This is a genomic window from Gemmatimonas sp. (assembly GCF_046594945.1).
Classification (GTDB): Bacteria; Gemmatimonadota; Gemmatimonadetes; order Gemmatimonadales; family Gemmatimonadaceae; genus Gemmatimonas.
Genome location: NZ_JBKJRB010000162.1, coordinates 24946 through 51094, shown reverse-complemented (window position 1 = coordinate 51094; position 26149 = coordinate 24946). Strand labels below are relative to the sequence as shown.

Genomic DNA, 26149 nt, shown 5'->3' with positions numbered 1-26149 from the left:
AGTATAGCTACGGCGCGATTCCTCCTCCCGACGGACGTGACATGAGTACCACGGACACGAGCGATCAGGGCGACATCACCAAACTGCTCCAGCACGCCGGCAACGGTGACGCGTCGGCGCTACACCGCGTGCTAGGCCTGCTGCACAATCGGTTGCGGGGCATCGCCAGCCGACAGCTGGCCGGGGAAGGGGAGGGGCATACACTTGAAACCGATGGGCTGGTGCACGAGGCCTATCTGCGTCTCGAGGGACTCGATCGAATGCAGTGGCGTGACCGCCAGCATCTGTTGGCAATGGCGACTCGTACCATGCGCCGCGTGCTGATCGATTACGCCGACCAGCGACGCGCAGACAAGCGCGGTGGTGGAGTGGTGGCCGAGACGCTAGGGGCGGCCGACGCGGCCCTGGCCGCGGTCGATCGTCGCGCCGACGAACTACATGCTTTGGACGAGGCACTCGAGCGCCTATCGGCGCTCAATCCGCGGCAGAGTCAGGTTGTCGAATGTCGATTCTTTGTGGGACTGAGTGTCGAGGAGACGGCGGAGATGCTCGACCTGTCACCCGCCACCGTGAAGCGGGATTGGACCGCTGCGCGGGCGTGGTTGAACCGAGAGCTGAGCGCGTGAGCGAGCCACAGGAGGGCGGGTGGACATCGGTGGAGGCGCTCTTTCACAAGGCGCTGCAACAGCCGTCACAGGCGCGACGCACGTGGTTGGCTGACACGTGCTCGGACGCGCAGGTGCGGGCTGACGTCGAGGCGCTGCTGACTGCACACGGACGTCGCGGTATCCTCGACGAACTGATCGACGATGTGATGGCTCCGATGCTCGCGTCGCGCACGCCGTCGCCGATGCTCCTACACTCCATGCCCGCCGGCTCGCGCTACCGCGTGATCGAGCGGCTTGGCGGTGGCGGCATGGGCGTGGTCTATCGCGCTCGCGATGAACGGCTCGACCGCGATATCGCGCTCAAGTTCCTGTCGGCGCACCTGAGCGCGGACGTCACCGCGAAGAAGCGCTTTCTGATCGAAGCCCGTGCCGCCGCGGCCATCGAGCATCCGAACATCTGCACCGTGCACGAGATCGGTGACACGGCGGATGGGCTGCTGTACATCGTGATGGCCTGTTATGACGGTGAGACCCTCGATCGTCGAATCGCCCGTGGGCCGATGCCGTTCGATGACGCCTTGCGCATTGCGGGCGAGATCGCGCGCGGACTGTCGAAGGCGCACGAGCGCGGCATCGTGCACCGAGACATCAAGCCGGCCAACGTGATGATCACCGAGGATGGACACGTCAAGATCCTCGACTTCGGTATCGCCAAGCTCGCCGATGTGACCAGTATGCAAACGGTCGGAGCCATCGGCACAGTGGCATACATGAGTCCCGAGCAGGCCTTCGGCGAATCGGTGGACCATCGCACGGATATCTGGTCGCTGGGGGTGGTGTTTTACGAAATGCTTGCCGGTGTGCGACCGTTTCGCGGACGCGGCGATCAGGCCGTGCTGGTGTCGGCGCTTACCGCTGATCCGGTACCCCTCGCGAGCGTGCGCCCCGATGTCCCGGCCGCCGTGGAATCGCTGATTCGGCGCATGCTGGCCAAGCGTCCCGCTGACCGCGTGGCCAATGCCGCCGAGCTCATCGCCGCGATTGCATCCTGCGGCTTGGCGCCGGCAGCGCCGGCCATCGCCGCGTCTGCCAGCATTGCTACTGGTGAGCCTGAACGCGACCACGTGGAACGTCGTGACAGCGCGCTCACGCGGGGCGGCGAGCGCCGGCAGGTTACGGTGGTCGCCTGCACGATCGATGGGCAGGATGCGCTGGTCGAGCGCCTCGATGCGGATGAGTCGGAACGCGTCATCGCCCGATTGCATGAGGCGGCGGCCGAGGTGGCCACGCAGAACGGGGGCATCATCAATCAGTTCGCCGGCGACGATCTCGTGATGCTGTTCGGTGTGCCGACGGCGCACGAAGACGATGCCGTGCGCGGTGCGCGCGCAGCATTGGCGTTGCGCGAACGGGTCGCGGAGGTGGCCGCGACCCTCGACGCCCGATTAGCCGCGTCGCTGCGCCTGCGCGCCGGTATCCATGTAGGGGCGCTCGTCGCGCAGCGTCTGCGCAGCGGGGATCGTCGCTTCCGTATCAGCGGCGCGCCCGCCGACATGGCCGCGCGGCTCGCGGCGGCCGCCGATCCGCACGCGATTCTGGTGAGCCCGGAGGTTCGTCGTCTGATCGCGGCCTTCATGCTCATGGAGCCCTCGGCTCACGTCGTACTGCCGGGCGATAGCACGCCCGCTACGCCGCACCGCGTCCTCCGCGAATCCGATGCACGGTCACGGCTCGATGTCGCCGTGCGCGCTGGCCTGACACCGTTCGTTGGTCGTGCCCGGGAGCGCGCGGTGCTCGCGGAGAATGTCGAGAGGGCACAACACGGACAGGGTCATTACACCGTGCTCATCGGTGAAGCGGGCGCGGGGAAGAGTCGCTTGTTGCATGAGCTGCGCGGTGTGGCGGACGCGCAAGGTTTGCGCGTGATCGATGGACGTTGTGATGCCTATGGCGCGAGCACACCGTTCCTGCCGTTCGTCGACGCCGCGCACGATCTGCTGGGCCTACCGCGCGAGCAGAGCACGCCAGAGCGGCACGCCGTGGCCGTTGCCGCCGTGCGCGCGATTGACCGGTCGCTTGAAGAGTATTTGCCCTTCTATCTCACCCTGCTGGCGATTCCGAGCGAAGCGTATCCGGTGCCCGACGTGTTGCGTGGCGAGCGCTTTCAGGGCGCCATGCTGGAAGCGATCGCGGCGCTGTACACTCTCGGGTCGCGCGCGACACCGACCCTGCTCCTCCTCGAGGATTGGCATTGGGCCGACGAGGCGTCGCGCGCCGCCCTGCGGCAGCTCGCTGAGGTCGTGCCAGCGGCTCCACTCATGTTGGTCGTGACCTCACGCCCGGATAGCGCCACCGACTGGGGCAGCGCCGAGCATCAGACGCTGTTGCACCTCTCGCCGCTCGACGGTGCGGCCTCGGCGGCGATTGCGCTCGCGGTGTTCGGGGCCGATCGCATGTCGCCGTCACTGGTGGCGCGGTTGCATGAGCGTACCGGTGGGAATCCGTTCTTCCTCGAAGAGGTGTGCGAAGCGCTTCGCGAAGAGGGCAGCGTCACGGTGCGCGACGGCGAGGCGGTGGCCGCCGCGGACTCCGAGGCACTGCATGTGCCGGAAACCGTGCAGGGGGTACTGCGCGCGCGTATGGATCGCCTCGACGCCGAGACCGCGGAAGTGCTTCGCGTAGCGGCGGTCATCGGGCGGGAGTTTCCGCGCGGCGTATTGGAAGATGTCGTGGAATCGCCGACGGATATCATGCGCTCGCTCGAACGGCTCAAGTCGTCTGGTCTGGTGCAACAGATCGCGGTGGTACCGGAACCGGCGTTTCGCTTCAAGCATGCGCTCACCGAAGAGGTGGCGTACGATAGCTTGCTGGAACACCAGCGTACAACATTGCACGATGCCGTCGGTCGCGCCATCGAGCGGCGATACGCGGCGCGCCTCGACGAACATGTGGAACGGTTGGCGCACCACTTCAGTCGAGCTGATGCCTGGTCCGATGCCGTACGTTATGGCATGCAGTCGGCTGATCGTGCCATGAGACTCAGTCAGAACGCCGACGCGCTGCACACGCTCGAGCGAGTCGAGGCCTGGGTACAGCGGCTGCCCGACGATCACGCACGTCGCGATCTCCTGGCCGACACGTTGTTGCGGCAGGAGCGCCTGAGTGAGATGCTCGGCTTGCGTGCGCGCCAGCTGTCCATCGTGGATGCGCTGATTTCCGCGCTTGCACCGTTCGGTCCATCCGATCGACTGGCGCAGGTGTATCTGCGGCAAGGGGACGCGTACACGCTGCTCAAGCGCTTTGAAGCGGCTGATCGCGCACTCGAAACGGCGTTGCGGATCTCCCGGGAACGCGCGGACGCGCAGGGCGTGCGGAACGCACTGCGCAGCATCGCCTTTTTGCGCTCGCATGAAGGGCGTCATGAGGATGCGCTCGCGAAGATCGAAGAGGTCTTGGCGTTGGGCAGGGCCGCCGGCGACACACGGGCTCAAGCCGGCGATCTGGCCACGATGGGCAATATTCTGCGTGCACTCGGGCAATTGGAACGTGCCCTGGCCGTGCTCGAGGCCTCGTTGGAACGGACCGAGGTCAGCGATCACCCGGAACGGTACGGCGCGCTGCTGAACGTGATGGGGACCATTCATCGCGAACAGGGAAATCTCGACACGGCACTGGAGTTCTTCCGTCGTACCGAGGCGTATCTCTCGGTCACCGTGTACGCCTCATTCTCGCTGACGTCAATTGCCCATATCCAGCTACAGCAGGGACGCGTCGAGGAAGCGCTCGCGACGTATCAGGATTTGCTCCGCTTGAACCGAACGGCAGGCTTCGTCGAGGGGATCGCGCTTGGCTGTCGTTCACTGGGTGAGGTGATGGTGGCCCTCGACCGTCACGCAGAGTCGGTGCCATACCTCCACGAATCCGCCACGCTGTTCGCACAGATCGAAGATTACCGCAATGAGGCGCTGATGTGGCGTCGCCTTGCTGGTGTGTATGAACACGGCAGGGCACCGGAGCAGGCGCGCGCGGCATGGATCAAGTCGCGCGCGTTGCACCAGCGCCATACGAGTCTCTCGAATGAGGCCGAGGCCGTCGAAGGTATCGCCCGCGCCGAACGTCAGCTGAACACCGGTCACCAGCACGTGGTGGAGCGTTACGAAGAGGCGATCGTGCTGGCGGTGCGCGAGGACGATCGCCTTCGTGAATTGGCGATCCGCAATTCGCTCGGCATTGTGCACTGGCAACACGGCGCGTACGCGGACGCGGTGCGCGAGTATGAGGCGGCGCTTCGCATTTGCCGTGAAACCTCCGACCGGGTGCACGAAGGGCTGATTCTGAACAGCCTCGGCGCGTCGCTCAACAAGCTGCGTCGCTGGGATGAGGCGTTGACCACGCTCACCGATGCGGTGCGCGTCAATACGGCCAGCGGTGAGCAACAGCTGCTTGGTCACGCGCTCTCGGCACTCGCCGATGTGTGCATCGGCCGCGGACGTTTCAACGCCGCACTCGATTACCTGCAGTCGGCGATGACCATCCGGCTGACGTTGGGCGACGTTCGTGGCGAGGGATGGTTGTTCGAACGAATGGCGCGGGCGCACCGCGCGCTCGGGAATCACGTCGAAGCCGCGAGCGCGACGCAGCGCGCCGTGCGGATCGCGCAGGAGGTTGACGACGTCGCGTTGGGCGAGGTACTCACCGCGAGCCCGCAGGCCGCGGCGCACGTTGTATCGTAGGGACTCCCGGTCCTGTAGGCTCTCTTTTCACTCTCGCACTCACTCACCATGCCGCACTACATCATTGAGCGTAACGTCGGATCGCTCACTGCCGATCAACTGACCGCCGCCGGTCGCATGTCCAACTCCGTGTTGGCGGAGATGCCCGAAGTGGTGTGGGTGAAGAGTTATGTGTCCGATGCCGAAGGGAAGATTTACTGCGAGTATATCGCGCCGAACCCGGAAGCGGTGCTCGAGCACGCGCGGCGAAGCGGTATCCCTGCGAATAAGATTTCCGAGGTCTCCCTCGAGATCAATCCGGCGATGTTCATGTAGGGTCAGTCGTCAACGGCGGCGGGGCATGGTGCCGTCGCCGCGCGGGTCCCCATATTTCACGGGCACCCGCCAACCCTGACTCGTCCGCCCTATTCGGAGTTGCACGATGATTGCTCGTTCGACGTTCCGCGTGATCGTGCTCGCCACGCTGCTCTTGCCGGGACTCCTGCCTGTTCTCGTGCCGCGCACCGCTGGCGCACAGGATCGCTCGCAGTCGCGATCCATGGTGTCGTCGAAGCAAGGCGTGGTGGCCAGCGAGAGCGTGCTGGCGTCGCAGGTGGGCGCGTCGGTGCTGGAGCGTGGGGGCAACGCCATCGATGCGGCCGTGGCGATGAATGCGATGATGGGGCTCGTCGCCCCCATGAACGATGGCATCGGGGGTGATCTGTTTGCGATCATCTACGAGGCGAAAACGGGGAAACTCTTCGGACTGAACGCGTCGGGGTGGGCGCCCACAGGCCTCACGGTGGCGCATCTGCGCGCCAAGGGACGGGTCACGATGCCAGCGCGTGGGATCGATGCGGCCACGGTGCCTGGCGCGGTGAATGGTTGGGAGAAGCTTCTCACTCGCTTCGGCAAGAAGCGCTTCGCGGACGTCCTCGCGCAACCAATCGCCTACGCCGAGGCTGGATTTCCCGTGGGCGAAGTGGTGAGCGTGTTTTGGAAGGACAGCGAGAAGGTGCTACGCGAAGATGCCGCCACCACGAAGACGTTTTTGCCTGGCGGCCGGCTGCCGCTGTCCGGCGAGTTGTTCCGCAATCCCGAACTGGCGTGGACGTATCGCCAGATCGCGGCTGGCGGCGCGGCCGCCTTCTACAAGGGCACCGTGGCAGCCAAGCTGCTCGCCAGCAGCAAGAGCCATGGTGGCACGATGACCGCCGCTGACCTGGCCGAGTTCGACAGCGAATGGGTGGAACCGATCTCCACGACGTATCGTGGATGGACCGTGTACGAATTGCCGCCGAACGGACAGGGTATCGCGGCGCTCGAGATGTTGAATATCATGGAGACGTTTCCGCTCGCTACGATGGGTCACAACTCGGCGTCGGCGCTGCATCACATGATCGAGGCGAAGAAGCTCGCGTATGCCGACATGCAGCAGTACGACGGCGATCCGCGCTTCGTGAAGATCCCCGTAGGCGCGATGCGCTCGAAGGCGTATGCCGCCGAGCGCGCGACGTTGGTGAACGCGTCGAAAGCGAACTGTGATGTCAGCGCGGGCACACCCAGCGGCACCGACAATGGTACGACCTACCTGAGCGCGGTGGACAAAGAAGGAAACATGATCTCCCTCATTCAAAGCAATTACTCCACCGTAGGCTTTGGCGCAGGGATTTCCGTGGCCGACGCCGGGTTCGTGTGGCATAACCGCGGCGCCGGATTTTCCTTTGATCCCGCCAGTGCCAACGCGCTGGCCGGTCGGAAGCGTCCACTGCACACCATCATCCCCGCGTTCATGGAGAAGGGCGACACGCGCGTCGCGTTCGGCATCATGGGTGGCTGGAATCAGGCCCAGGCGCACGCCCAGTTCGTATCGAATATCGCCGACTTCGGGATGAACATTCAGGGCGCGCTCGATGCGCCGCGCTTCACGAAGGAAACGTTTCCCGGATGCGATGTGAACTTCGAGTCGCGCATCGCCGATGGCGTGCTCAAGGCACTGGCCGCGATGGGGCATGAGATCGTGATGCGCGGCGACTATTCGAGTACGCGCATGGGAGCCGGGCAGGCCGTGATGCGCAATTACACCACGGGCATCAACGCCGGTGCGTCCGATCCCCGCAAAGATGGGTCGGCCGTGTCGGAACTGCTGCCTCTGCGGTCGAGCACACCGGGCGCGGTAAAGCGCTAAGCGATTCGGCGACCGCACTTGACAGTCGGCACCCGCACCCGCACCTTCTGGTCGTGAACAGACCGATCGGTCTAGCGGCGGCAGCACCGGAAGAAATGCATGCAACCAAGCAGCGACTCATCCTCGCCGGCCTTGGGCTGATGCTCGCGCGCGGCTACAACGCTGTGGGCGTTCAGGACGTGCTCTCCGCGACGGGCGTGCCGAAAGGATCGTTCTATCACCATTTCGCATCAAAAGAAGACTTCGCGCTGCACGTGATTGATGGCTATCAGGCAAACGTGCACGCGCTGCTCCATGCCACGCTCACGAATCGGAAGCGTGCTCCGCTCGACCGGATTCGTGATTTTTTCGATGGCGTCCGGGCCGCCTACGCCGCCGAGGGCTACCTCGGCTGCTTCCTCGGCGCTCTCGGGCAAGAACTTTCGGGCGCGAGCGAGGTTTTTCGGCACAAGATCGAAGGCTGTCTTGCCCAAATCTCTGGCGGCATCGGATGCTGCCTCGATGAGGCCCGCACGACCGGCGACATCGCAGCGTCAACGGATACGACCGGCATGGCGGACTTGCTGGTCAACGCCTGGGAAGGTGCGGCCCTACGCTCTCGGCTGGCGCGCAACTCGCACCCATTTGACCCGGTACTGGATTTCTACTTCACGGCCATGACGAAGCACTGACTCATTTTTTTGGCGCCACGAATAGACCGATCGGTCTATTCAATGGTCGGCGCGATAGCAGTCCGGGATTCGCGGCGTGGTTCACATAGGAACCGCGTGTCGTGAGACGGCCCGGCTGAAGGTCCACCCCCGAAAACCGGAGGTTCGAATGAAGTACGTCCTTATTTGCACGAGCACATTGCTGCTTGGCCTGTCCAGCGCTGCCGCTGCTCAGGCTACGCATGCTGCGGCGGCGTCCACGGTGTCGGGCGATCGCGCGCTTATCGCCAATGCACTGAGAGCGGCGCCAGCGTCAATCGCGGCCGGCGCGACGGTCGTGGGACACGACAAGCGCGTGCTCCGAAAAGGGAGCACCGACTGGGTGTGCATGCCGGATATGCCGGACGTCCCGAATGACACCCCGATGTGCCTCGACGCGCCATGGCGCGCACTCATCGACGCGTGGATGAACAAGAAACAACCATCGGTCACTGCCGTCGGTTTCGGCTACATGCTGCAGGGAGACATGCCCGTGAGCAATACCGATCCATTCGCGACCGCTCCGACGGCCACCAATCAATGGCTGCCAAATGGAGCGCCGCACGTCATGATGCTTCTTCCTGACCCGCAGCTGTTGAACGGCATTTCGGCCGATCCAAACAACGGAGGCCCCTTCGTGATGTGGAAGGGGACACCGTACGCGCACGTGATGATTCCGACGTCCAAGCGCTTGAAATAATGTCGCGGCGTCGTGCTCGTACGGTGTGATGCTGGCGCGCGAGGTTAGAGGACCTTTCGTCCCTGAATCACCCGCACGAGTATGACGACGACGGCGATTACGAGCAAAATATGGATGAGTCCGCCCATCGTGTAGGCGCTGACCATGCCGAGCAGCCAAAGCACGACAAGGATAATGGCGAGTGTCATGAGCATGGTGCGTTCCCGAAAAAGGTGGCAAGTCGTGATGCGAGTCGGCGTACCCAAGTGTGGACGCTGAACCGTAAAGCGATCCCTACTGCAATGGTAGTGCCACGAACTCAGCACGACCCGTCGTCGTGTCCCATCTCGCTACGCCAGCGCAGCATCCCGCCAGCCACGGACGCCGCGCGAGGGAAGCCAGCCGCCTGCAGCCGGCGCACGGCATCGGCGCTCCGCGTACCGCTGCGGCAAATCACGACCAGCTCCCGCGCGGGGTCGAGCGAAGCCATCGCGCTCGCCAGCGTGCCGAGTGGAATCAACCGCGACCACTCGATCCGGGAGCGCAGCGCCTCATGCGGCTCGCGGACATCGATCAGGTCGAAGTCGTCTCCGCGTGCTCGCCGCGCCGCGAGCAGGGCGGGGGTCATTTCCGGTACGGCCTCAAAAGTCGCCACCGAAGCCGGGCCCGCCACGCCGCAAAACTCGTCGTAGTCGATGAGCTGCGTGAGCGTGCGTGTGCCGCACGCCGGACAGTTCGGATCGCGCGTAATTGTGACCGATTGGAACTGCATCGCGAGTGCGTCGATCATGAGCAGACGCCCGGCGAGCGTTTCGCCTACCTTTAGAATGATCTTGATCGTTTCGGTTGCCTGGATCGTGCCGATAAGTCCTGGCAGCACGCCGAGCACGCCACCCTCGGCGCAATTCTGCACCATGCCCGGCGGTGGCGGTTCTGGATACAGACAGCGGTAGCACGGCCCGTGCTCCGTCGCGAACACCGAGGCTTGCCCGTCGAACTGAAACACCGATCCGTGTACGTTCGGCTTGCGGAGCAAAACACACGCGTCGTTCACGAGGTAACGCGTGTTGAAGTTGTCGGTGCCGTCGATAATCACGTCGTAGCGACCGACCAGATCGAGCGCGTTCGCCGACGTCAGCCAGACGGCGTGCAGCTCGAGCTGGACATGTGGATTCACGTCCAGCAGCCGATCACGCGCCGAGTCGAGCTTCGCGCGCCCCACGTCCCGCGTGCCATGCAGCAGTTGCCGCTGCAGATTCGTCACGTCCACGACATCGTGGTCCACCAAGCCGATGGTTCCGACGCCAGCGGCGGCGAGGTACAGCGCGGTGGGCGAGCCCAGTCCGCCAGCCCCGACGATGAGCACGCGTGCGGCCTTGAGCCGCTGCTGCCCTTCGAGCCCGACGCCCGGGAGCGCCAAGTGTCTACTATACCGATGAAGCTCGTCGGCGCTGAGCGGCGGGAGATCGGTGTCGGGACGGGCGTGGCGGTGCGCTGGTACGTCCACGATGAATTCCGGGAGGAAGTGGAGTCAAACCTGAAACACACGTTGGTCACGGGCGCTGCCGATCGCAATCGTGCCGATTCCTGAGACGACCCGTATACTTGCGATTGTCTCTGCAAGCGAGGAGCACGCGATGAGCCGAGTTCGTGTACTGGTGGGCACGCGAAAAGGTGCCTTCATCCTGACGTCGGATGGCGCCCGGAAGTCCTGGTCGGTGGATGGTCCACATTTTCCCGGATGGGAGATGTACCATCTCAAGGGTTCGCCGGTCGATCCCGATCGTTTGTATGCGTCGCAATCGAGCGGCTGGTTCGGACAGGTGATACAACGCTCGGACGACGGCGGCACAACGTGGGCGCCGGTGGGCAACGCGTTCGCGTATGACGGCCTGCCCGGCACGCACATGTGGTACGACGGCACGCCACATCCGTGGGAGTTCAAGCGGATCTGGCATCTCGAGCCGTCGCTCACGGATCGCGACATCGTATTCGCCGGTGCCGAAGACGCGGCCTTGTTCAAGTCCGCTGATGGCGGTGTAACCTGGCATGAATTATCCGGGCTGCGCGGACATGGATCGGGTGCGCACTGGCAGCCGGGCGCGGGGGGGATGTGCCTGCATACGATCGTGCTCGATCCCACCGACGAGAACCGCATGTACGTCGCGATCTCAGCCGCCGGCGCCTTTCGGACCGTCGATGGCGGTGTCACGTGGACGCCGATCAACAAGGGGCTGCGGTCGGGTCAGATTCCCGACGAGGACGCTGAAGTGGGGCACTGCGTGCATCGTATTGCCATGCATCCGTCCAATCCGCAGCGCCTTTACATGCAGAAGCATTGGGACGTGATGCGGAGCGACGACGGCGGCGATCAGTGGCACGAGGTGAGCGGCAATCTGCCCAGCGATTTCGGCTTCCCGATCGCCGTGCACGCGCACGAACCGAATACGATTTACGTGGTGCCGATCACGAGCGATGCACATCACTTCCCGCCCGACGGCAAGCTACGCGTGTATCGCAGTCGCACCGGTGGCGATGAGTGGGAGGCGCTTACCGACGGGTTACCGCAACAGGACTGCTATGTCAATGTGCTGCGTGATGCGATGGCGGTGGATACGCTCGATTCCTGCGGCATCTACTTCGGCACCACCGGCGGTCAGGTGTACGTGTCGAGTGATTCGGGTGATCACTGGGATACGATCGTGCACGATCTGCCGGCGGTACTGTCGGTCGAAGTCCAGACGTTGCCATGATCCGTGTCGTGTTGCCATCGCCGTTGCGGGTCTTGGCGCAGGTCGGCGCCGAGATCGCGGTGCCGGTACACGGCGAGGTCACCCTCCGCCGCGTGCTCGATGTCGTGGAATCGCAGTATCCCGCCTTGCGCGGGACCATTCGCGATCAGGTGACCCAGCAGCGGCGGGCATTTGTGCGGTTCTTCGCGTGCGAACGCGATCTGTCACATGACTCGCCCGACGTGCCGCTCCCGCCGAGTGTGGCCGCGGGGGAAGAGCCACTGCTGATCGTTGGCGCGATGGCTGGAGGGTAGCGAGTGGCCGTGCGCCTTACTCGGTGTGTGCCTGCTGGCTAACGTTGGATATGTCCAACTTCAGTTTCGAAACGACGCCGCGAGTGATCTGCGCAGACGGTGAGAGCGAGCGGCTGGGCGATCTGATCCGTGAATTCGGAGTCAATCGTCCGCTCGTGGTCACCGATCGTGGCCTCGTCAACGCGGGGCTGCTCGAGCCGATGCTCGCGTCGCTTCGCACGATGGGATTCGACGTCACGGTGTTCGCCGACGTGCTGCCCGATCCGCCCGCGTCGTGCGTGGAGGCGGCCGTGGCGATCGCCCTGGCGTCGCAGGCTGACGGCGTCATTGGCTTCGGGGGAGGCAGTTCGCTCGATGTCGCCAAGCTCGTGGCCCTGCTGTCCCGCTCCGGAAAATCACTCGACGCGATGTACGGCGTCGGATTGGCCGTTGGGCCGCGTTGGCCACTGATCCAGGTGCCGACTACGGCGGGCACCGGCTCCGAGGTCACGCCGATTGCGATCGTGACCACGGCAAGCGGCGAGAAGCAGGGCGTCGTGTCGCGTGTGCTGTATCCCGATGTCGCGGTGCTTGATGCCACGCTCACGGTGGGACTTCCCGAGCGGGTGACCGCCATGACCGGCATCGACGCGATGGTGCACGCCATCGAGGCGTACACCAGCCGTCATCGCAAGAACGTGCTGTCCGATACGCTCGCCATGCGCGCGCTGCGGCTGCTCTCCGATCACCTCGGCACGGCCATCGAGCACGGCGCTGATCTCGCGGCGCGTCGCGCCATGCTGCAGGGATCGATGCTGGCTGGTATGGCCTTCGCCAACGCGCCGGTGGGCGCTGTACATGCGCTGGCGTATCCGCTTGGCGGACAGTTTCACGTGCCACACGGGTTGAGCAATGCGCTGGTGCTGTTGCCCGTACTCGAATTCAATCTTCCGGAGGCCGAGGCGTCGTACCGTGAACTGTCGGATGCTATACGGGCGAGTGAGCGCACGTGGCATCGCAGCGCCAGCGGACGCGCCTTCGTGGATGCGATGGCCACCATCGTGGGTGAGCTCGGTCTCGAGCGCACACTCGGTGAGGTGGGCGTGATCGAAGCTGACCTTCCGGGGCTCGCGACAGACGCTCTGAAGGTGCAGCGGCTGTTGGTGAACAATCCCCGCGACGTCAACTACGACCAGGCGCTCGCCCTCTACCGCGAGGCATTGTGACCGGCACGACCGAGATGCGCGCACACTATGCGCACCTGACCGCGCTCGACACGCGGTGGATGGACAATGATGTGTACGGTCACGTGAACAACGTGGTGTACTACAGTTTTTTCGACACCGCAGTGAACCGGTGGCTCATTGAGCGCGGAGTGCTTGACATCACCGGCAGCGCGGCCATCGGTCTGGTCGTGGAAACGCAATGCCGGTACGCGTCGCCGATCACGTTTCCCGATCGTGTGACCGCCGGTATCCGGGTGGTCCACCTCGGACGATCGAGCGTACGCTACGAGTTGGCGCTCTTTCGCAACGACGACGAGTCGCCAGCGGCCACTGGCCACTTCGTGCATGTGTATGTTGACCGCGTATCACGCACGTCGGTGGCTATTCCTGATACAATGCGGCAGGCGCTCGAGACCCTACGCGTGTCGCCTGCATCAACCATGTCGTCTTCGACCAGCTGATTTCTATGCGCGCGGTTATCTGCAGTTCCTTCGACCAACCAGAAACGCTCACCGTCGAAACCGTCCCCGATCCCGTTGCCGCGGCCGGCGAGATCGTCGTCGAGGTGCATGCGGCCGGAGTGAACTTTCCTGATGCGCTGATGGTGATGGGGCAGTATCAGGTCCGTCCTCCGCTACCGTTTACCCCCGGTGGCGAAGCCGCCGGCGTGATCAGCGCGGTCGGTCCCGGTGTGAGCCATCTGCAGGTCGGGCAGCGAGTGGTCGTGTTCACCAGAACGGGCGCGTTCGCCGAGCGACTGTGTGCGCCGGCGTCGTCCGCGACACCAATTCCTGAATCGTTGTCGTTCGAGGTTGCCGCCACGTTGCCGCTGGCCTTCGGGACCGCGATGCACGCGCTGATCGATCGCGCGAAGATCGCCAAAGGGGAAACGCTGCTCGTGCTCGGCGCATCCGGCGGAGTGGGACTGGCCGCCGTGATGATCGGCAAGGCGCTCGGCGCGCGCGTGATCGCCGCCGCCAGTACCGACGAGAAGTTGGCGCTGTGCCGAACGCATGGCGCCGATGACGTGATCAACTACACCACCGAATCGCTGCGAGATCGTGTGAAAGCGATCACCAACGGGCTTGGACCGGACGTGATCTGTGATCCGGTGGGTGGTGACCTCACCGAGCTCGCATTCCGCAGCATCGCGTGGGGTGGGCGCCACCTTGTGATCGGCTTTGCCGGTGGAGCGATTCCGTCGCTGCCCCTCAATTTGCCGCTGCTGAAGGGAGCGTCGGTGGTGGGTGTGTTCTGGGGATCGTTCGAGCAACGCGAGCCGGTGGCGAATGCGCGCCATCTTTCGCAATTGATGGACTGGGTGGTGAACGGCACGATCTCGCCGGTGGTAAGCGCACGGTACGCGCTCCATGAGAGCGCGTCGGCGCTGCGCGCCATGCTGGAGCGACGGGTGGTAGGGAAGGTTGTGGTCGTCGCAACGCACTGATCATAGAGGCCCATCTTGGCTCAAACCGCCGTCATCATCCGCGCCGCGACGCCGGCCGATCTCCCGGCTCTCGGCCGTCTGGCTGTGCAGCTCATGCAGACGCATCACGACTTCGACCGCGCGCGCTTCATGGCGGTCACGTCGCAAACCGAGCGCGGGTACGCCTCGTACCTCGGTCGTCAGCTCGGCCAGTCGAATACCGTTGTGCTCGTGGCCGTGCACGATGGCGACCTGTGCGGCTACGCGTGGGGGATTACGGAAGGCGTGGACTACATGGCGCTGCGTGGTCCGGCCGGCGTACTGCACGATCTCATCGTCGACGCAGGATATCGCGGGCGCGGCGTAGGTGGGTTGCTGCTGAACGCTGCGACGGCGGCACTCCAGCAGATTGGTGCCACGCAGTTGGTGCTCTCGACCGCCGCGCGCAACGAAAGTGCCCAGCGTTTGTTTTTGCGTCACGGCTTTCGGCAAACCATGATCGAGCTGACGCGCGACCTGTAGTACGGGTCGTGCGTGGTATGAATCCGATAGTCGCGATGAGGCGTATCCCTCGCACAACGCAGCCGCGACGGCTGCCACCTCAACGTGACTTTACGGAGACCGTTCAATGCAAAGCGCACTCAAGATGTTTGTCGTTGCCGCCATGGTCGCCTTGCCGGCTGCCGTTCAGGCGCAAGGCATGATGGCTGGCACCAAGATGGTGGGCGGCGCCGCGATGTATCCGACCAAGGATATCATCGACAACGCGGTCAACTCCAAGGATCACACCACGCTCGTGGCTGCCGTGAAGGCGGCCGGACTGGTCGAGACGCTCAAAGGCAAGGGTCCATTCACGGTGTTCGCCCCGACCAATGCGGCGTTCGCCGCGTTGCCCGCCGGCACGGTGGACAACCTGCTCAAGCCCGAGATGAAGGCAGCACTCACCGGAGTGCTCACGTACCATGTGGTCGCCGGAAATATGACCGCCAAGGCGATCGTGAAGGCCATCAAGGCCGGCAAGGGGACGGCCACGTTGACCACCGTGAATGGTGGCAAGCTGATGGCCATGATGCAGGGCAAGAAGGTCGTGGTGAAGGACGAGAAGGGCGGGGTGGCCACGGTCACCATCGCCGACGTGAAGCAGTCGAATGGGGTGATCCACGTGATCGACCACGTCTTGCTGCCGGCTAAGTAGTCCGAGAGCAGTTCGCTTGATTACGTTATGGGGAGGATGCACACGAAAAGCTCCTCCCCATCTCGTACTCCCGAAGGCGTCCTCCGCGATGTCTTCGGGTTCGATGCGTTTCGTCCAGGACAGCGCGAAGTCATCGACGCGGTGTTGGCCGGCAAGGATTGTATTGCCTTGATGCCCACGGGCGCGGGAAAGTCGCTCACGTATCAGCTTCCGGCGCGACTGCTCGAGGGGACGGTGCTGGTGATCTCGCCGCTCATCTCGCTCATGAAGGACCAAGTGGATGCCGTCGCCGGTCTCGGGTTCTCTGTGACTGCGATCAACTCTACGTTGGACTTCGACGAACGCCGCGCCCGGATGGACGCGTTTCGCGCGGGCGAATATGAACTGGTGTTCCTCGCCCCCGAGGCCCTCGACGGCTACCTCGGCGAGTTCGTGGGCGACTGCCCGATCTCGCTGCTGGTGGTGGACGAGGCCCACTGCATCAGTCAGTGGGGGCATGATTTCCGCCCGTCGTATCGTCGGCTGCAGGGGCTCAAGGAGCAGCTTGACGTGCCGGTACTGGCGCTGACGGCCACCGCGACCCGTCGGGTTGCCCTCGACATTCTGCGACAGCTGGGCATGCGCAAGCCAGCTGGCTTCAAGGGTTCGTTTTTCCGGCCGAACCTACAGATTGCCACGCGCAAGAAGGGGCAGGGCGGTAATACGCGCGCGGAGATTCTGGCCCTCATTCGTGCCCACGACGGTGAGAGCGGCATCGTGTACTGCCAGAGCCGCAAAGGGGTGGATCAGACGGCCGAGTTTCTCTCCACGCAGGGAGTCCGTGCGCTGCCGTACCACGCCGGTCTCGAACCGGAGGAGCGGGCGCGCAATCAGGAACTGTTCAAGCGCGACGACATCGACGTGATTGTGGCCACGGTGGCGTTCGGGATGGGGATCGACAAGTCCAATGTGCGGTTCGTGATCCATCGCGACATGCCGAAGGACATCGAGTCGTGGTATCAGGAGATCGGCCGCGCCGGTCGTGACGGACTGCCCAGCGATTGCGTGATGTTTTATTCGTGGGCCGATGTGAAGCTGCACGAACGCTTTCTCGACAATCTCGATGATGAGCAGGTGCGCGAGCGGACGCGACTCGCGACGGTGGCGTTGTTCGATCTCGTGGAACGCTCGCGGTGTCGCCATCAGGCGCTCGTGGCACACTTCGACGAAGCGATCGCGTCGTGCGGGAGCTCGTGCGATGTGTGTACCGGACATCGTGCCGACGAGCGCATTGCGGAACTGGTGGAGTCTCAGGTCGGCACCACTCGTGGTCGACGCGCGGCCGTACCCACCGGCGGGCGCACGTCGCGCGGTCCCGATGCTGCGATGCTCGACGACCCTGAGCGCGAGTTGTTCGAGCGATTGCGCGCGGTGCGACGCGAACTCGCCGACGACGCGGGTGTGCCGGCGTATATCGTGTTCGGCGACAAGGTGCTGCTCGAGATGGTGGCGCGTCGGCCGGGTAGCCCGCGTGAGTTGCTGCAGGTGCCGGGCGTGGGCGAAGCGAAACTGGAGCGCTATGGATCGGCGTTTCTCGAGGTGCTGCGTGGCGGTTGAGCGCTACGCAGTGGCTACGCGCGTACGGACTCCCACGCGCGCCGCACACAGAGCACGTCTACCCAGCGTTCGATGTACGTCATGTCAACGTCGCCCTCATTGATTCGAAGCAGCGCTCGCACGTCTTCCAGTTGGCGTGACGAGGCGCCGAGGGTGGCCCACTCCAGCTTCGACAGCACGATATCCTCGAGGGTGGCGACGGCGAGCTCGACCCCGAGAAAGTGGACGAACTCACGGCGAGCGAATTCCCCTTCACTGAATGTCCGATCCTTTCGGACAATCAGGTCGGCCTTCCAGCCGGTGTTGGGATCCACCACGTTGAACATCCCGCGAAACGCGAGTGCATCACTCGCCGCCTCTTCGGACACATACAATCCGGCGTCGAGAACACACTGGAGGAAATCGCGAAGCTGAGGCGCCGTTGGATCAATCACGGCGTCCACGTTCATCGTTGCGCGGCTCGCGCCACGATAGCCGGCGGCGACCGACCCAGTCAGCATGAACGGGATACCCGCGTAGTTCAGCGCGCGACTCAAGAACTGAACAAGACTCTCGAGACTCACGTGGATCGAACCACGATGGGACCATGGCGCGCCGCCGGCAACAGCGATTCACCGGCGAGTAACTCCACGAGCTCGATCACGGATCTGTCAGGATACCGTCGGCGCAGTGTGGACAGCGAGACGGCCCGCATCGATTCGCTCAGCGCAAGTGTGGCTCGCAGACGCTCAAGCGGCGTCTGGCGTCGCAGAGCGTCTTGGACCACCTGTACTGCGGCAACGGACGTGTCGTGCATTGAGGGAATATACGAACTGCGCTATGGGATGGCGGGTAATTCGCGTGAGCTCCTGCCGGTGCCGGGCGTGAGCGAAGCGAACCGGGAGCGCGATGGATCGGCGTTTCCCGAGGTGCTGCGTGGCGGTTGGGCTCGGCGTGAACGGCAAAGCTGAGCTGGCTCGAAAGCTGCGGTGTATGAGTCTGTCACTCGGGTGATGTATCAACCTGAGATGATATTCTCTTCAGGAGGTCCAGTATGCGGCAGTCCATTCGTCAGCTCATCACGCTCTCGGCGATTACGCTCAGCGTAGCCAGCACCACAGCGCAGGCGCAGGGAGCGAGCCAAGGCAAAGCCAAGAGCGGTCAGCGCGCGGTGAAGCAGGTACCGCCAGGTCTCGCCAAGAAGCCCGGCGGCATGCCTCCCGGTCAGTACAAGAAGCGCTACGGCACGCGCGAAGGCGCAACGGTGCTGGGCGATATCTTCGGGCGGAACGGATATCCGGTGCGCCGCATCACACCGTTTGGTGAGTCACAGTACGTGTACTACCGGATGCCCGACGGCACGGAGCGCCGCGCCATCGTGAGCCCGGGCACAGAACGTCTGCGTTTCAGCAACGTACCGAGCACGCTATTGGAGCAGGTCATTGCGCAGCTGTATCGATGAACATCTGCTGAGCAGCGTTCATCATTGCTGGCTTCGTCCCGTGTCACCGCCCTCGCGGTGGCCCTTCTCTCGCACCCGCCGCGGCATCGGCAAAGGTCGGGTCTGTTCGCAGGCGTTTATCCATTACGGGAGGCACGGCGTGGCACAGTGGAGCATGGGGAACGGAAGCACGGTGCGGCGAGCACGTGGCTTTACCACACGTCAGCACGGCAATCTCCGCACGTGGTCTGTGGTGTTGCTCCTCGTTGTCGGCTGCAAGGGCCGCCGCTCAGAACCGGACGTCGCACAGGGGTGGACGCCGAGCCGTGGCGATATCGTAATGGGCGTGCCATCGAGCGCGGTCACGTCGTCGATCCAAGCGCAGCTCACGACTCGGCCGGCAACGATACCCGCCGGTCGTTGGAAGAACATGCAGCAGCTCTACGCGACCTACGGCAACGTGCCGCTCTGGCTGGAAGAAGACGGTTTCAATCAGGCGCGGAGCAAGGCGCTGTTGCGTGCCGTCGTCGATGCCGGCACCGACGCGCTCAATCTCGATGCGTATCCGCTGGAGGAATTGGTCACCACGGTAGGCGCGGTCCGCAATACGAAGCAGGCCACGGCCTCCCAGCTGGCGAGCGCTGACGTACTCCTGACCTCGGTCTACGTGGCGCTCGCCGAAGATCTGTTGATCGGGCAGGTCGACCCCAAGTCGATCGAACAGGACTGGCATATCGCCGTGGGCCACGAGTCCATCGACAGCGCCGTGGTTCGCAGTTTGCGCGATCCGCTTCTCGACTCGGCCATCGCGCGCATGCGTCCGCGCGACCCCGAGTACGACGAACTGCGCCGGTCGCTGGTGACCTTCCGCGGCATCGTTGCCGCGGGCGGTTGGGGATTGGTGCCCGCAGGAAAGGCGCTAAAACCGCGTCAAACGGACACCCCACGCCGACTCGCCGCGCTGCGCGAGCGACTGCGTATCGAGGGCTTCGGATCCTCGCCAAGCGTGGCCGGGAGCACCGCTGGTGCCAACGCGTACGACGTGGGGCTCGCTGGGCTCGTGGCCGACTTTCAGGCGCGGCACGGCATTGCGGTGGACAGCATGCTCGGCGCGGAAACCGTCGCGTCGCTGAACGTCACCGCGCAGTACCGACTGGCGCAGATCGCCGTAAATCTCGAGCGCTATCGCTGGATGCCGCGATCGTTCGCGGGACGCTACATCATCGTGAATGTCCCTGCCTTCCGGCTCGAAGCCCACGACTCGACCGGCGTGCTCGACATGAAGGTGATCGTCGGCGAGGAATTCGATGGCAAGACCACTCCGGTATTCGCCGACTCCATGGAAACGGTCGTATTTCGTCCATTCTGGAACATCACGCCGGATATTCAGGCGCAGGAAACCGCCCCCAAGATCGCGGCCGATTCGAAGTACATGGAATCGAACGACCTGGAATACTTCAAGGATGGTGGCGAGACTCGCATCCGGCAGAAGCCGGGACCGAAGAACTCGTTGGGGCTGGTGAAGTTCATGTTCCCGAACAAGTTCAACATTTACCTGCATGACACGCCCGACGGCGCCCTGTTCGAGAAGGATGTGCGCGCGTTCAGTCACGGCTGCATTCGTCTGGAAAAACCGGACGAACTGGCGCAGTGGGCGTTGGGTTGGGAGCCGGCGCGCGTCGATTCCGCGATGCAGCAGGGGGGGGACAACCAATCCACGAGGCTCTCGAAGAAGATTCCCGTGTACATCGTGTACGCGACGGCCTACGAGCGCGACGGACAGCTGTACTTCGGCAATGATCTTTATAGCCGTGACGCTGACCTCGTGAAGGCGGTGTCGTCGAGCATTTCACCGACGGCGGGTGCCCTGCAGAGTCTCGACGCGCTGCGCAAGCTCGTACAGGAGTGATTCGTGATTGCCGACGTTCGCGCTAATTCGTTCGGAGGGCTGTGCTGTCGAGCGCGGCACGCAGGCCGCGTGCGAGCGTGACCGCGTCGCCGTTCGCCCAGAAATGCATGAAGAACAGGCGCGGGTCGTCGCTCAGCATGTGGTTGTGCAGGCTGGTCACTTCGATACCCGCGCCACGCAGCGCACGAATCACCGGGTTTACCTCGGTCGCGAGCAGCACGAAGTCGCCGGTGATTGCCGCCTTACCGCCGCCAGTGGGTTGGAAGTTCATCACGGTCCCCAAGCCCATTGCTCCCGGCACGACCATGCCTCGCTCGCGAATGGTCTCCGGGCGCGGCGCGTTCACCTGATACACGCCGCCATTCGTGCGACCGGTGTATCGGAGTGCTTTTTCCACGCCTGCGGTATCCAAATCGATGCGCGGTGCGCCGGCGCTCTGGGCGGGGGCGGGCGGGGCCGGCGCGGGCGCGGGCGCGCTGGTGAGTGCGATCGCGGCCCGCACCGTCTCGGCGATCTTGACCGCGTCACCGTGCGCACTGACGTGCAGGTACAGCACACGCGGCGTTTCGCGTATCACATGGTGGTGCACGGCGGTCTGCTCGATGCCGCCTTGCTGCAGGCGAGACATCACAGCGGGTAGTTCAGTCTCGGTGACCACGAGGTCGCCCATCGCCATGACGGCGTTGTCGGCTCCCGTGCCGTGCATGGCGATCCAGCCCCCCAGAGCCATCGCGGGGCGGAGCACGACGTCGCCAAGCGGGTCGGTGACGACAACGCGTAAATCACTGCGCGGGAAATTGTACCGATGCACGTCGCCCGGCTGCGCTAGGCCGGCGCGGCCCATCGCGACATCGACGGTCTTCCAGTCGGGCGCCGCGGCGCGGGAAGACATCGTTTCACGCTGAACCGAGCTGCAGCTGACCACGCCAACCATAAGCAGGGTGCCGAGCACGGCGGTCACACTTCGTGTCGGACGCGGGGCGAGGAAATTCGAGCGGAAAGTGCGCAAGGTCGCTCAAGGCAGAGGGTACAGTCGCGTAGGGGCGTGTGAACTTATACTCGCACCGCGATGCCGGACGACGCCTGAGCGCAATATGACCCACCGCGTTTTTGGGATCTTCAGCTCACTCGGCGACGTTTAGTCGCGTGAGCGCGCGAGGCTTCGAGGCACGCGCGTACGGTCGCGGCGCGGCCCGCCCGTGTTCGTCGCCCGCCGCTATCCCTGACTGGAGTTGTCGTCGATGTCGTACACGATTGGCCTGCTGGTGGTCACCTTTGTGGCGTCGCTGGGTGGGCTGATGCTGTTCATCTGGTCGATGTCCAAGGGGCTGTTTGGTTCGGCCGACGCCGCGAGTCGCGTGATCTTCGGCGCCAAAGAGGTCGGACTGATTGAAGACCCGGCGGCACGGACCGCGGGGGCGCAGGACGATCTCCAAGAGACGATGAACCGCACGGGGCACACCGGCGAGTTCTCCATTCTCTCCGTGGAAGAAGCCGACGAGCGCGCGGAGCAGGATGCATCGGGGCGTTGGCCGGTGCTGCTGTCCATCGGATTCGCCGTGCTCTGGCTGGTGTTGGCGTCGATGTTCGGTTTGATCGCGTCAATCAAACTGCACGGTCCGGACTGGCTGGTGAGCAACGCGTGGCTGACCTTCGGACGGATCCGCCCCGCGCACCTGAATGCCGTGGCGTACGGCTGGTGCAGTCTCGCCGCGTTTGGCGTGGCGTTATGGCTGATGCCACGGCTGCTACGTACGCCACTGGTTGGGGGAAAGACGGCAGCCGTTGGCGCCGTGTTGTGGGGGCTGGGCGTAAGCGCAGGAATTATCGCCATTCTCACTGGCCACAGCGCCGGTCTGGAATGGCTCGAATTCCCGTGGCAATGTGATGTGCCCATGGTCATTGGCGGCACCATGATGGGCGTCGCCCTGCTGCGCACGCTGCGCAATCGCCGCGTGGAGCACCTCTATGTGTCGGTGTGGTACATCGCGGCTGGCCTGATCTGGCTCCCGATCCTCCTGATTGTCGCGAACTGGCCCGGCTTGCACTTCGGCGTACAGCAGGCAGCGATGAACTGGTGGTACGGTCACAACGTGCTCGGCCTGTGGTTCACACCGATCGGCCTCGCCGCGATCTACTATTTCATTCCCAAGGTGTTGGGAAAGCCCATCCACTCGTACAACCTGTCTCTGATCGGCTTTTGGACGCTTGCGTTTTTCTATAGTCAGGTGGGTGGTCATCACCTGATTGGCGGACCGGTGCCAGGCTGGCTGATCTCGCTCTCCATTGTGCAGAGCATGATGATGATCGTGCCGGTCACGGCAGTGGCGATCAATCAGCATCGTACCTCCTGGGGACATCTGGGCGCGCTCCGTCACTCACCGACGCTTCGTTTCGTCGTGCTTGGCGGCATGATGTACACGCTGGCGTCGGTGCAGGGGTCGATTGAGTCGCTGCGCATGGTGAACACCGTCACGCACTTCACGCACTACACCGTGGCGCACGCACACCTTGGCTTGTACGGATTTTTCTCGATGGTCATGTTCGGGTCGATCTACTTTATTCTGCCTCGCGTGCTCGACTGGGAATGGCCGTCGGCGCGCCTGATCAGTGCACACTTCTGGCTGGTGATCGGTGGCTTCGCGACCTACTTCGTGGGACTCTCTATTGGCGGTTGGCTGCAGGGGCTCGCCATGCTCGATGCGGCGCGACCGTTCATGGATAGTGTAAACATCACCAAGCCGTACCTGCTGGTGCGCACGATCGGCGGAACGCTGATGACGCTGGGTCATTTGGTTTTTGCGGCGCATGTGGCCATGATGCTGATGCGGCGTGGCAGCCAGCGGAATGGCGCAACGTTACTGCGTCGTCGGTCCGGCCCGCCGATATCCAGCCCGGCGATTGCGGGCGGTGCCGTATGAAGCGCGATCAGGAACTGGATGTCACACGGCTCATTGCCGGTGCGCTTGCCATTGTGGCGTTTTCCATTCTGGCGCTGGTGGTGATGCCCTACGTACTCACTGAACGCACGCCCAGATCAGGCAAGCCAGCCGCGTACACGGATGCTCAGGCCGCGGGCCGCGCGGTCTACATCGCCAACGGGTGCGTCTATTGCCATTCGCAGCAGCCGCGTGATCCGAGTATCGCTCCCGACGGTCAGCGAGGATGGGGGCGCCCTTCGGTGCCCGACGACTACGTCCGCGACAAGCCGCACCTTCTCGGCACTATGCGGACCGGTCCGGATCTGTTCAACATCGCGGTGCGGCAGCCCAGCCGCGATTGGCACCTCGGGCATTTGTATCAGCCGCGGGCGTATTCGCCCGGGTCTATCATGCCGGCGTTTCCGTTTTTCTTTGCCGAGCGTCGCGGGGCGCTGCAGTCGGGCGACATCGAGGTGTTGCTGCCACCGGGCGTGGCCCCCGCCGGCGTGCGTATCGTTGCGCGTGAGGAGGCGAAACGACTCGTGGACTACTTGCTGTCGCTCGATCACAGCTATCCGGTTGACGCCTCGGCCGGTAAACGGAGGATGCGATGACAGGCGACGGATTGCCGCCGCGCCAACGGGAAAATCAAGACCCTGATGAGCAGGTGCGTCCGATCCCGCGATTAGTGATTGGCATGCTGGTGATCGGTGTGGCGTGGGGTGCGTGGTATCTCACCCGCACCAGCACCGACGTGAGCCCGCTGTTCGGGGACGCGCGCACCGTGGCCGCATTCAACGCGGCTCCCGCATCGGATCGGGTCGATGGTGCGCAGGTGTACGCCGGCAAGTGTGCGGCGTGTCATCAGGCGTCGGGTGCCGGACTTGCCGGCATATTTCCGCCGCTCGCCGCTTCGCCGTGGGTGACGGGCAGTGAGCAACGCGTCGTGCAGATCTTGCTGCATGGTATTCAGGGGCCGATTGATGTGTTGGGCACCACATACAACGGCCTGATGCCGTCGTGGAAAACGTTGTCTGACGCCGAGTTGGCGGCTGTCGCGAGCTACGTACGCGGTGCCTTCGGCAATCAGGCACCCGCAATTACTGCCGAGTTGGTGGCGGCCGAGCGCGCGGCGACGGCGTCGCGGGTGACGCCGTGGACCGGCGGCGCCGAGCTCGAGTTGGTGAAGTAATGGCCGCGCGCGCGGCGATCGGGTTCGCTGTATCTGCCGCGTTGGTGGTGGCCATGCTGGGCGCGGCCACGCGCGGCTTCTCGGCCCTTACCACCGATTCGGCTCGTGCCCTCGATGTTGCCGCGACACCGGTGACCGTGCCAAGGATTGGACTGCTGGACATGCATCGGGCAGCACACACGTGGCGCGATGGCCAGCGCAGCACGATTGTCGATTTCATCTACACGCGCTGCGTCACGGTGTGCAGCGCACTAGGTGGCGTGTACCGGACGCTCCAATCGGATATCCGTGCGCGCGGGCTGCAATCGCAAGTGCGCTTGCTGTCGGTGTCGTTCGATCCGGTGTGGGATACCCCACGGCGACTGGCGCCGTACGTCCAGCTGATGCGTGCCGATCCCACGATCTGGACCATCGCGACCGTCGCCGATTCGAGCACCCTCACGGTGGTACTGCAGGCCTTCGGTGTGCGCGTGATCGAGGATGGCGTAAACGGCTACGTGCACAATGCGGCGTTACACGTGGTCGACCCCGATGGGCGGCTGGTGGCGATCCTTCCGTTTGACGCGATCGACGAGGCGCTTGACGTGGCGGCGAGTCATTCGCGCGCGCGCACGATCCGCCGATGACTACGGGGCGCATGGTCGTCGCCGTAAGTGTCGTGGCGGTGACCATCATCGCGCGCAACCCGCTCGAGCAGACGATGCAGCGTCATATGTTGATGCAGCTGCCGATGCTGTTCGGGGCAGGGATGCTATTCGGGTACGCCGCACCGCCGCGGAAGGACGTCCCTGCGATGGGGCGCGGATGGAATGTGCAGGGCGTGGCCGGGTTGCTTTTCGCGAGTGGCGTGCTGGCCACGTGGATGGTACCTCGCGCACTCGACGCCGCGGTCGAGCATGTCGCCATCGATGCGCTCAAGCTGCTGTCCGTCGTCGCGGCGGGAGCGATCGCGTTGCACTCCTGGCACGTCGCCAGTACGATCGTGCGGACTTTCGTACTCGGCAACATGGCGTGGATGACGGCCACGATCGGGATGCTGTTGCTGGATACGCTGGTGCGGCTGTGTACGAGTTACGGCTCGTCGGATCAACACGAGACGGGCATCGCCATGATCGCGCTCACGGTGGCCGGGGTGGCCGGGGCAGCGGTGTACGCGTTGTGGGTGCCCCGCCGGCAACCGGCTTGATCGCGGTGCCGGCGCACAGAATTGACGGCGTGTTTGGCATGCTGTTCGTGAGCTACATGTTCATGCAGGGTGTCAGCTGCTGGCATCTGCTGGCATCTCGAGCTGCAGATCGTGCGGAGGGCCAACAGCGGCTTGGCCGCGTGGTTCGCTCCGGTCTTTACCTGGCGGCGACGCACG

The 26149-nt window shown here is 64.1% G+C and carries 27 protein-coding genes; 22 read left to right on the top strand and 5 right to left on the bottom strand.

Features of this window, described 5'->3' with window-relative positions; translation table 11 throughout:
- Positions 1-41 precede the first annotated feature (41 nt).
- The 6 genes from ACLL97_RS19465 (at position 42) to ACLL97_RS19440 (ending at position 8897) form a co-directional block, all read left to right on the top strand.
- On the top strand, positions 42-626 hold the full coding sequence (locus ACLL97_RS19465; RefSeq protein WP_411282137.1) for an ECF-type sigma factor: 585 nt from the start codon (positions 42-44) through the stop codon (positions 624-626).
- Complete coding sequence (locus ACLL97_RS19460; protein ID WP_411282136.1) at positions 623-5341, top strand: serine/threonine-protein kinase PknK; 4719 nt, start codon at positions 623-625, stop codon at positions 5339-5341. The genes ACLL97_RS19465 and ACLL97_RS19460 overlap by 4 nt, the downstream gene beginning before the upstream one ends.
- Before the next feature lie 48 nt (positions 5342-5389).
- Complete coding sequence (locus tag ACLL97_RS19455; protein ID WP_411282135.1) at positions 5390-5656, top strand: DUF4242 domain-containing protein; 267 nt, start codon at positions 5390-5392, stop codon at positions 5654-5656.
- A gap of 106 nt (positions 5657-5762) precedes the next feature.
- The gene (ggt, locus tag ACLL97_RS19450; RefSeq protein WP_411282134.1) at positions 5763-7508 is read left to right on the top strand and encodes a gamma-glutamyltransferase; all 1746 of its coding nucleotides are present in this window, start codon (positions 5763-5765) and stop codon (positions 7506-7508) included.
- A gap of 95 nt (positions 7509-7603) precedes the next feature.
- Positions 7604-8179 (top strand): TetR family transcriptional regulator C-terminal domain-containing protein, encoded by a 576-nt coding sequence (locus ACLL97_RS19445; RefSeq protein WP_411282164.1) that lies wholly within the window; start codon positions 7604-7606, stop codon positions 8177-8179.
- Positions 8180-8327: 148 nt separating this feature from the next.
- Positions 8328-8897, top strand: a complete 570-nt coding sequence (locus ACLL97_RS19440; protein ID WP_411282133.1) for a hypothetical protein — start codon at positions 8328-8330, stop codon at positions 8895-8897.
- 44 nt (positions 8898-8941) lie between these two features.
- Here the strand turns inward: ACLL97_RS19440 and ACLL97_RS19435 are convergent, their stop codons facing one another.
- Together ACLL97_RS19435 and moeB are read right to left on the bottom strand one after the other, a co-directional pair.
- Positions 8942-9091: a lmo0937 family membrane protein gene (locus ACLL97_RS19435; protein ID WP_309669700.1), complete on the bottom strand. Its 150-nt coding sequence runs from the start codon at positions 9089-9091 to the stop codon at positions 8942-8944.
- A gap of 104 nt (positions 9092-9195) precedes the next feature.
- Positions 9196-10296 carry a molybdopterin-synthase adenylyltransferase MoeB gene (moeB, locus tag ACLL97_RS19430; protein ID WP_411282132.1) on the bottom strand — a complete coding sequence of 367 codons (1101 nt, stop codon included), beginning with the start codon at positions 10294-10296 and terminating at the stop codon, positions 9196-9198.
- Between moeB and ACLL97_RS19425 the strand changes: the two genes are divergently transcribed.
- From ACLL97_RS19425 to ACLL97_RS19385, 9 genes are all read left to right on the top strand, one after another.
- On the top strand, positions 10297-10467 hold the full coding sequence (locus ACLL97_RS19425; protein WP_411282131.1) for a hypothetical protein: 171 nt from the start codon (positions 10297-10299) through the stop codon (positions 10465-10467). It abuts the gene before it with no gap.
- A gap of 46 nt (positions 10468-10513) precedes the next feature.
- Entirely contained in the window at positions 10514-11629 is a 1116-nt protein-coding gene (locus ACLL97_RS19420; protein WP_411282130.1) for a WD40/YVTN/BNR-like repeat-containing protein, read from the top strand.
- Entirely contained in the window at positions 11626-11922 is a 297-nt protein-coding gene (locus ACLL97_RS19415) for a MoaD/ThiS family protein (protein ID WP_411282129.1), read from the top strand. Before ACLL97_RS19420 ends, ACLL97_RS19415 begins: the two co-directional genes overlap by 4 nt.
- A gap of 50 nt (positions 11923-11972) precedes the next feature.
- On the top strand, positions 11973-13127 hold the full coding sequence (locus ACLL97_RS19410) for an iron-containing alcohol dehydrogenase (protein WP_411282128.1): 1155 nt from the start codon (positions 11973-11975) through the stop codon (positions 13125-13127).
- A 14-nt stretch (positions 13128-13141) separates the two neighbouring features.
- Positions 13142-13588: an acyl-CoA thioesterase gene (locus ACLL97_RS19405; RefSeq protein ID WP_411282163.1), complete on the top strand. Its 447-nt coding sequence runs from the start codon at positions 13142-13144 to the stop codon at positions 13586-13588.
- A 5-nt stretch (positions 13589-13593) separates the two neighbouring features.
- Positions 13594-14574, top strand: a complete 981-nt coding sequence (locus tag ACLL97_RS19400; protein ID WP_411282127.1) for an NADPH:quinone oxidoreductase family protein — start codon at positions 13594-13596, stop codon at positions 14572-14574.
- A 15-nt stretch (positions 14575-14589) separates the two neighbouring features.
- On the top strand, positions 14590-15075 hold the full coding sequence (locus tag ACLL97_RS19395; protein ID WP_411282126.1) for a GNAT family N-acetyltransferase: 486 nt from the start codon (positions 14590-14592) through the stop codon (positions 15073-15075).
- Positions 15076-15181: 106 nt separating this feature from the next.
- Positions 15182-15748, top strand: coding sequence for a fasciclin domain-containing protein (locus ACLL97_RS19390; RefSeq protein ID WP_411282125.1), 567 nt, complete (start codon positions 15182-15184; stop codon positions 15746-15748).
- 36 nt (positions 15749-15784) lie between these two features.
- Positions 15785-17344 (top strand): RecQ family ATP-dependent DNA helicase, encoded by a 1560-nt coding sequence (locus ACLL97_RS19385; protein WP_411282124.1) that lies wholly within the window; start codon positions 15785-15787, stop codon positions 17342-17344.
- Positions 17345-17358: 14 nt separating this feature from the next.
- On the opposite strand, the gene ACLL97_RS19380 is transcribed toward ACLL97_RS19385, so the two are convergent.
- Positions 17359-17880, bottom strand: a complete 522-nt coding sequence (locus ACLL97_RS19380) for a hypothetical protein (protein WP_411282123.1) — start codon at positions 17878-17880, stop codon at positions 17359-17361.
- A 23-nt stretch (positions 17881-17903) separates the two neighbouring features.
- Positions 17904-18140, bottom strand: coding sequence for a hypothetical protein (locus ACLL97_RS19375; RefSeq protein ID WP_411282122.1), 237 nt, complete (start codon positions 18138-18140; stop codon positions 17904-17906).
- Between the two features lie 237 nt (positions 18141-18377).
- Here ACLL97_RS19375 and ACLL97_RS19370 point away from each other — a divergent pair, with 237 nt between their 5' ends.
- Positions 18378-18785 carry a hypothetical protein gene (locus ACLL97_RS19370; RefSeq protein ID WP_411282121.1) on the top strand — a complete coding sequence of 136 codons (408 nt, stop codon included), beginning with the start codon at positions 18378-18380 and terminating at the stop codon, positions 18783-18785.
- 139 nt (positions 18786-18924) lie between these two features.
- Positions 18925-20673, top strand: coding sequence for a L,D-transpeptidase family protein (locus ACLL97_RS19365; RefSeq protein WP_411282120.1), 1749 nt, complete (start codon positions 18925-18927; stop codon positions 20671-20673).
- Positions 20674-20695: 22 nt separating this feature from the next.
- On the opposite strand, the gene ACLL97_RS19360 is transcribed toward ACLL97_RS19365, so the two are convergent.
- A complete protein-coding gene (locus ACLL97_RS19360; protein WP_411282162.1) occupies positions 20696-21607 on the bottom strand; it encodes a DUF1259 domain-containing protein in 912 nt (303 codons plus the stop codon).
- Between the two features lie 307 nt (positions 21608-21914).
- Here ACLL97_RS19360 and ACLL97_RS19355 point away from each other — a divergent pair, with 307 nt between their 5' ends.
- Genes ACLL97_RS19355 through ACLL97_RS19335 form a run of 5 tightly spaced genes read left to right on the top strand, consistent with a single transcriptional unit; the run spans position 21915 to position 25972 of the window.
- Complete coding sequence (locus ACLL97_RS19355) at positions 21915-23594, top strand: cbb3-type cytochrome c oxidase subunit I (protein ID WP_411282119.1); 1680 nt, start codon at positions 21915-21917, stop codon at positions 23592-23594.
- Entirely contained in the window at positions 23591-24208 is a 618-nt protein-coding gene (locus ACLL97_RS19350) for a cbb3-type cytochrome c oxidase subunit II (protein WP_411282118.1), read from the top strand. The genes ACLL97_RS19355 and ACLL97_RS19350 overlap by 4 nt, the downstream gene beginning before the upstream one ends.
- Positions 24205-24786, top strand: a complete 582-nt coding sequence (locus ACLL97_RS19345; protein WP_411282117.1) for a c-type cytochrome — start codon at positions 24205-24207, stop codon at positions 24784-24786. Before ACLL97_RS19350 ends, ACLL97_RS19345 begins: the two co-directional genes overlap by 4 nt.
- Positions 24786-25412 carry an SCO family protein gene (locus ACLL97_RS19340; RefSeq protein ID WP_411282116.1) on the top strand — a complete coding sequence of 209 codons (627 nt, stop codon included), beginning with the start codon at positions 24786-24788 and terminating at the stop codon, positions 25410-25412. The genes ACLL97_RS19345 and ACLL97_RS19340 overlap by 1 nt, the downstream gene beginning before the upstream one ends.
- Positions 25409-25972, top strand: coding sequence for a hypothetical protein (locus ACLL97_RS19335; protein WP_411282115.1), 564 nt, complete (start codon positions 25409-25411; stop codon positions 25970-25972). The genes ACLL97_RS19340 and ACLL97_RS19335 overlap by 4 nt, the downstream gene beginning before the upstream one ends.
- Positions 25973-26149: the final 177 nt, after the last annotated feature.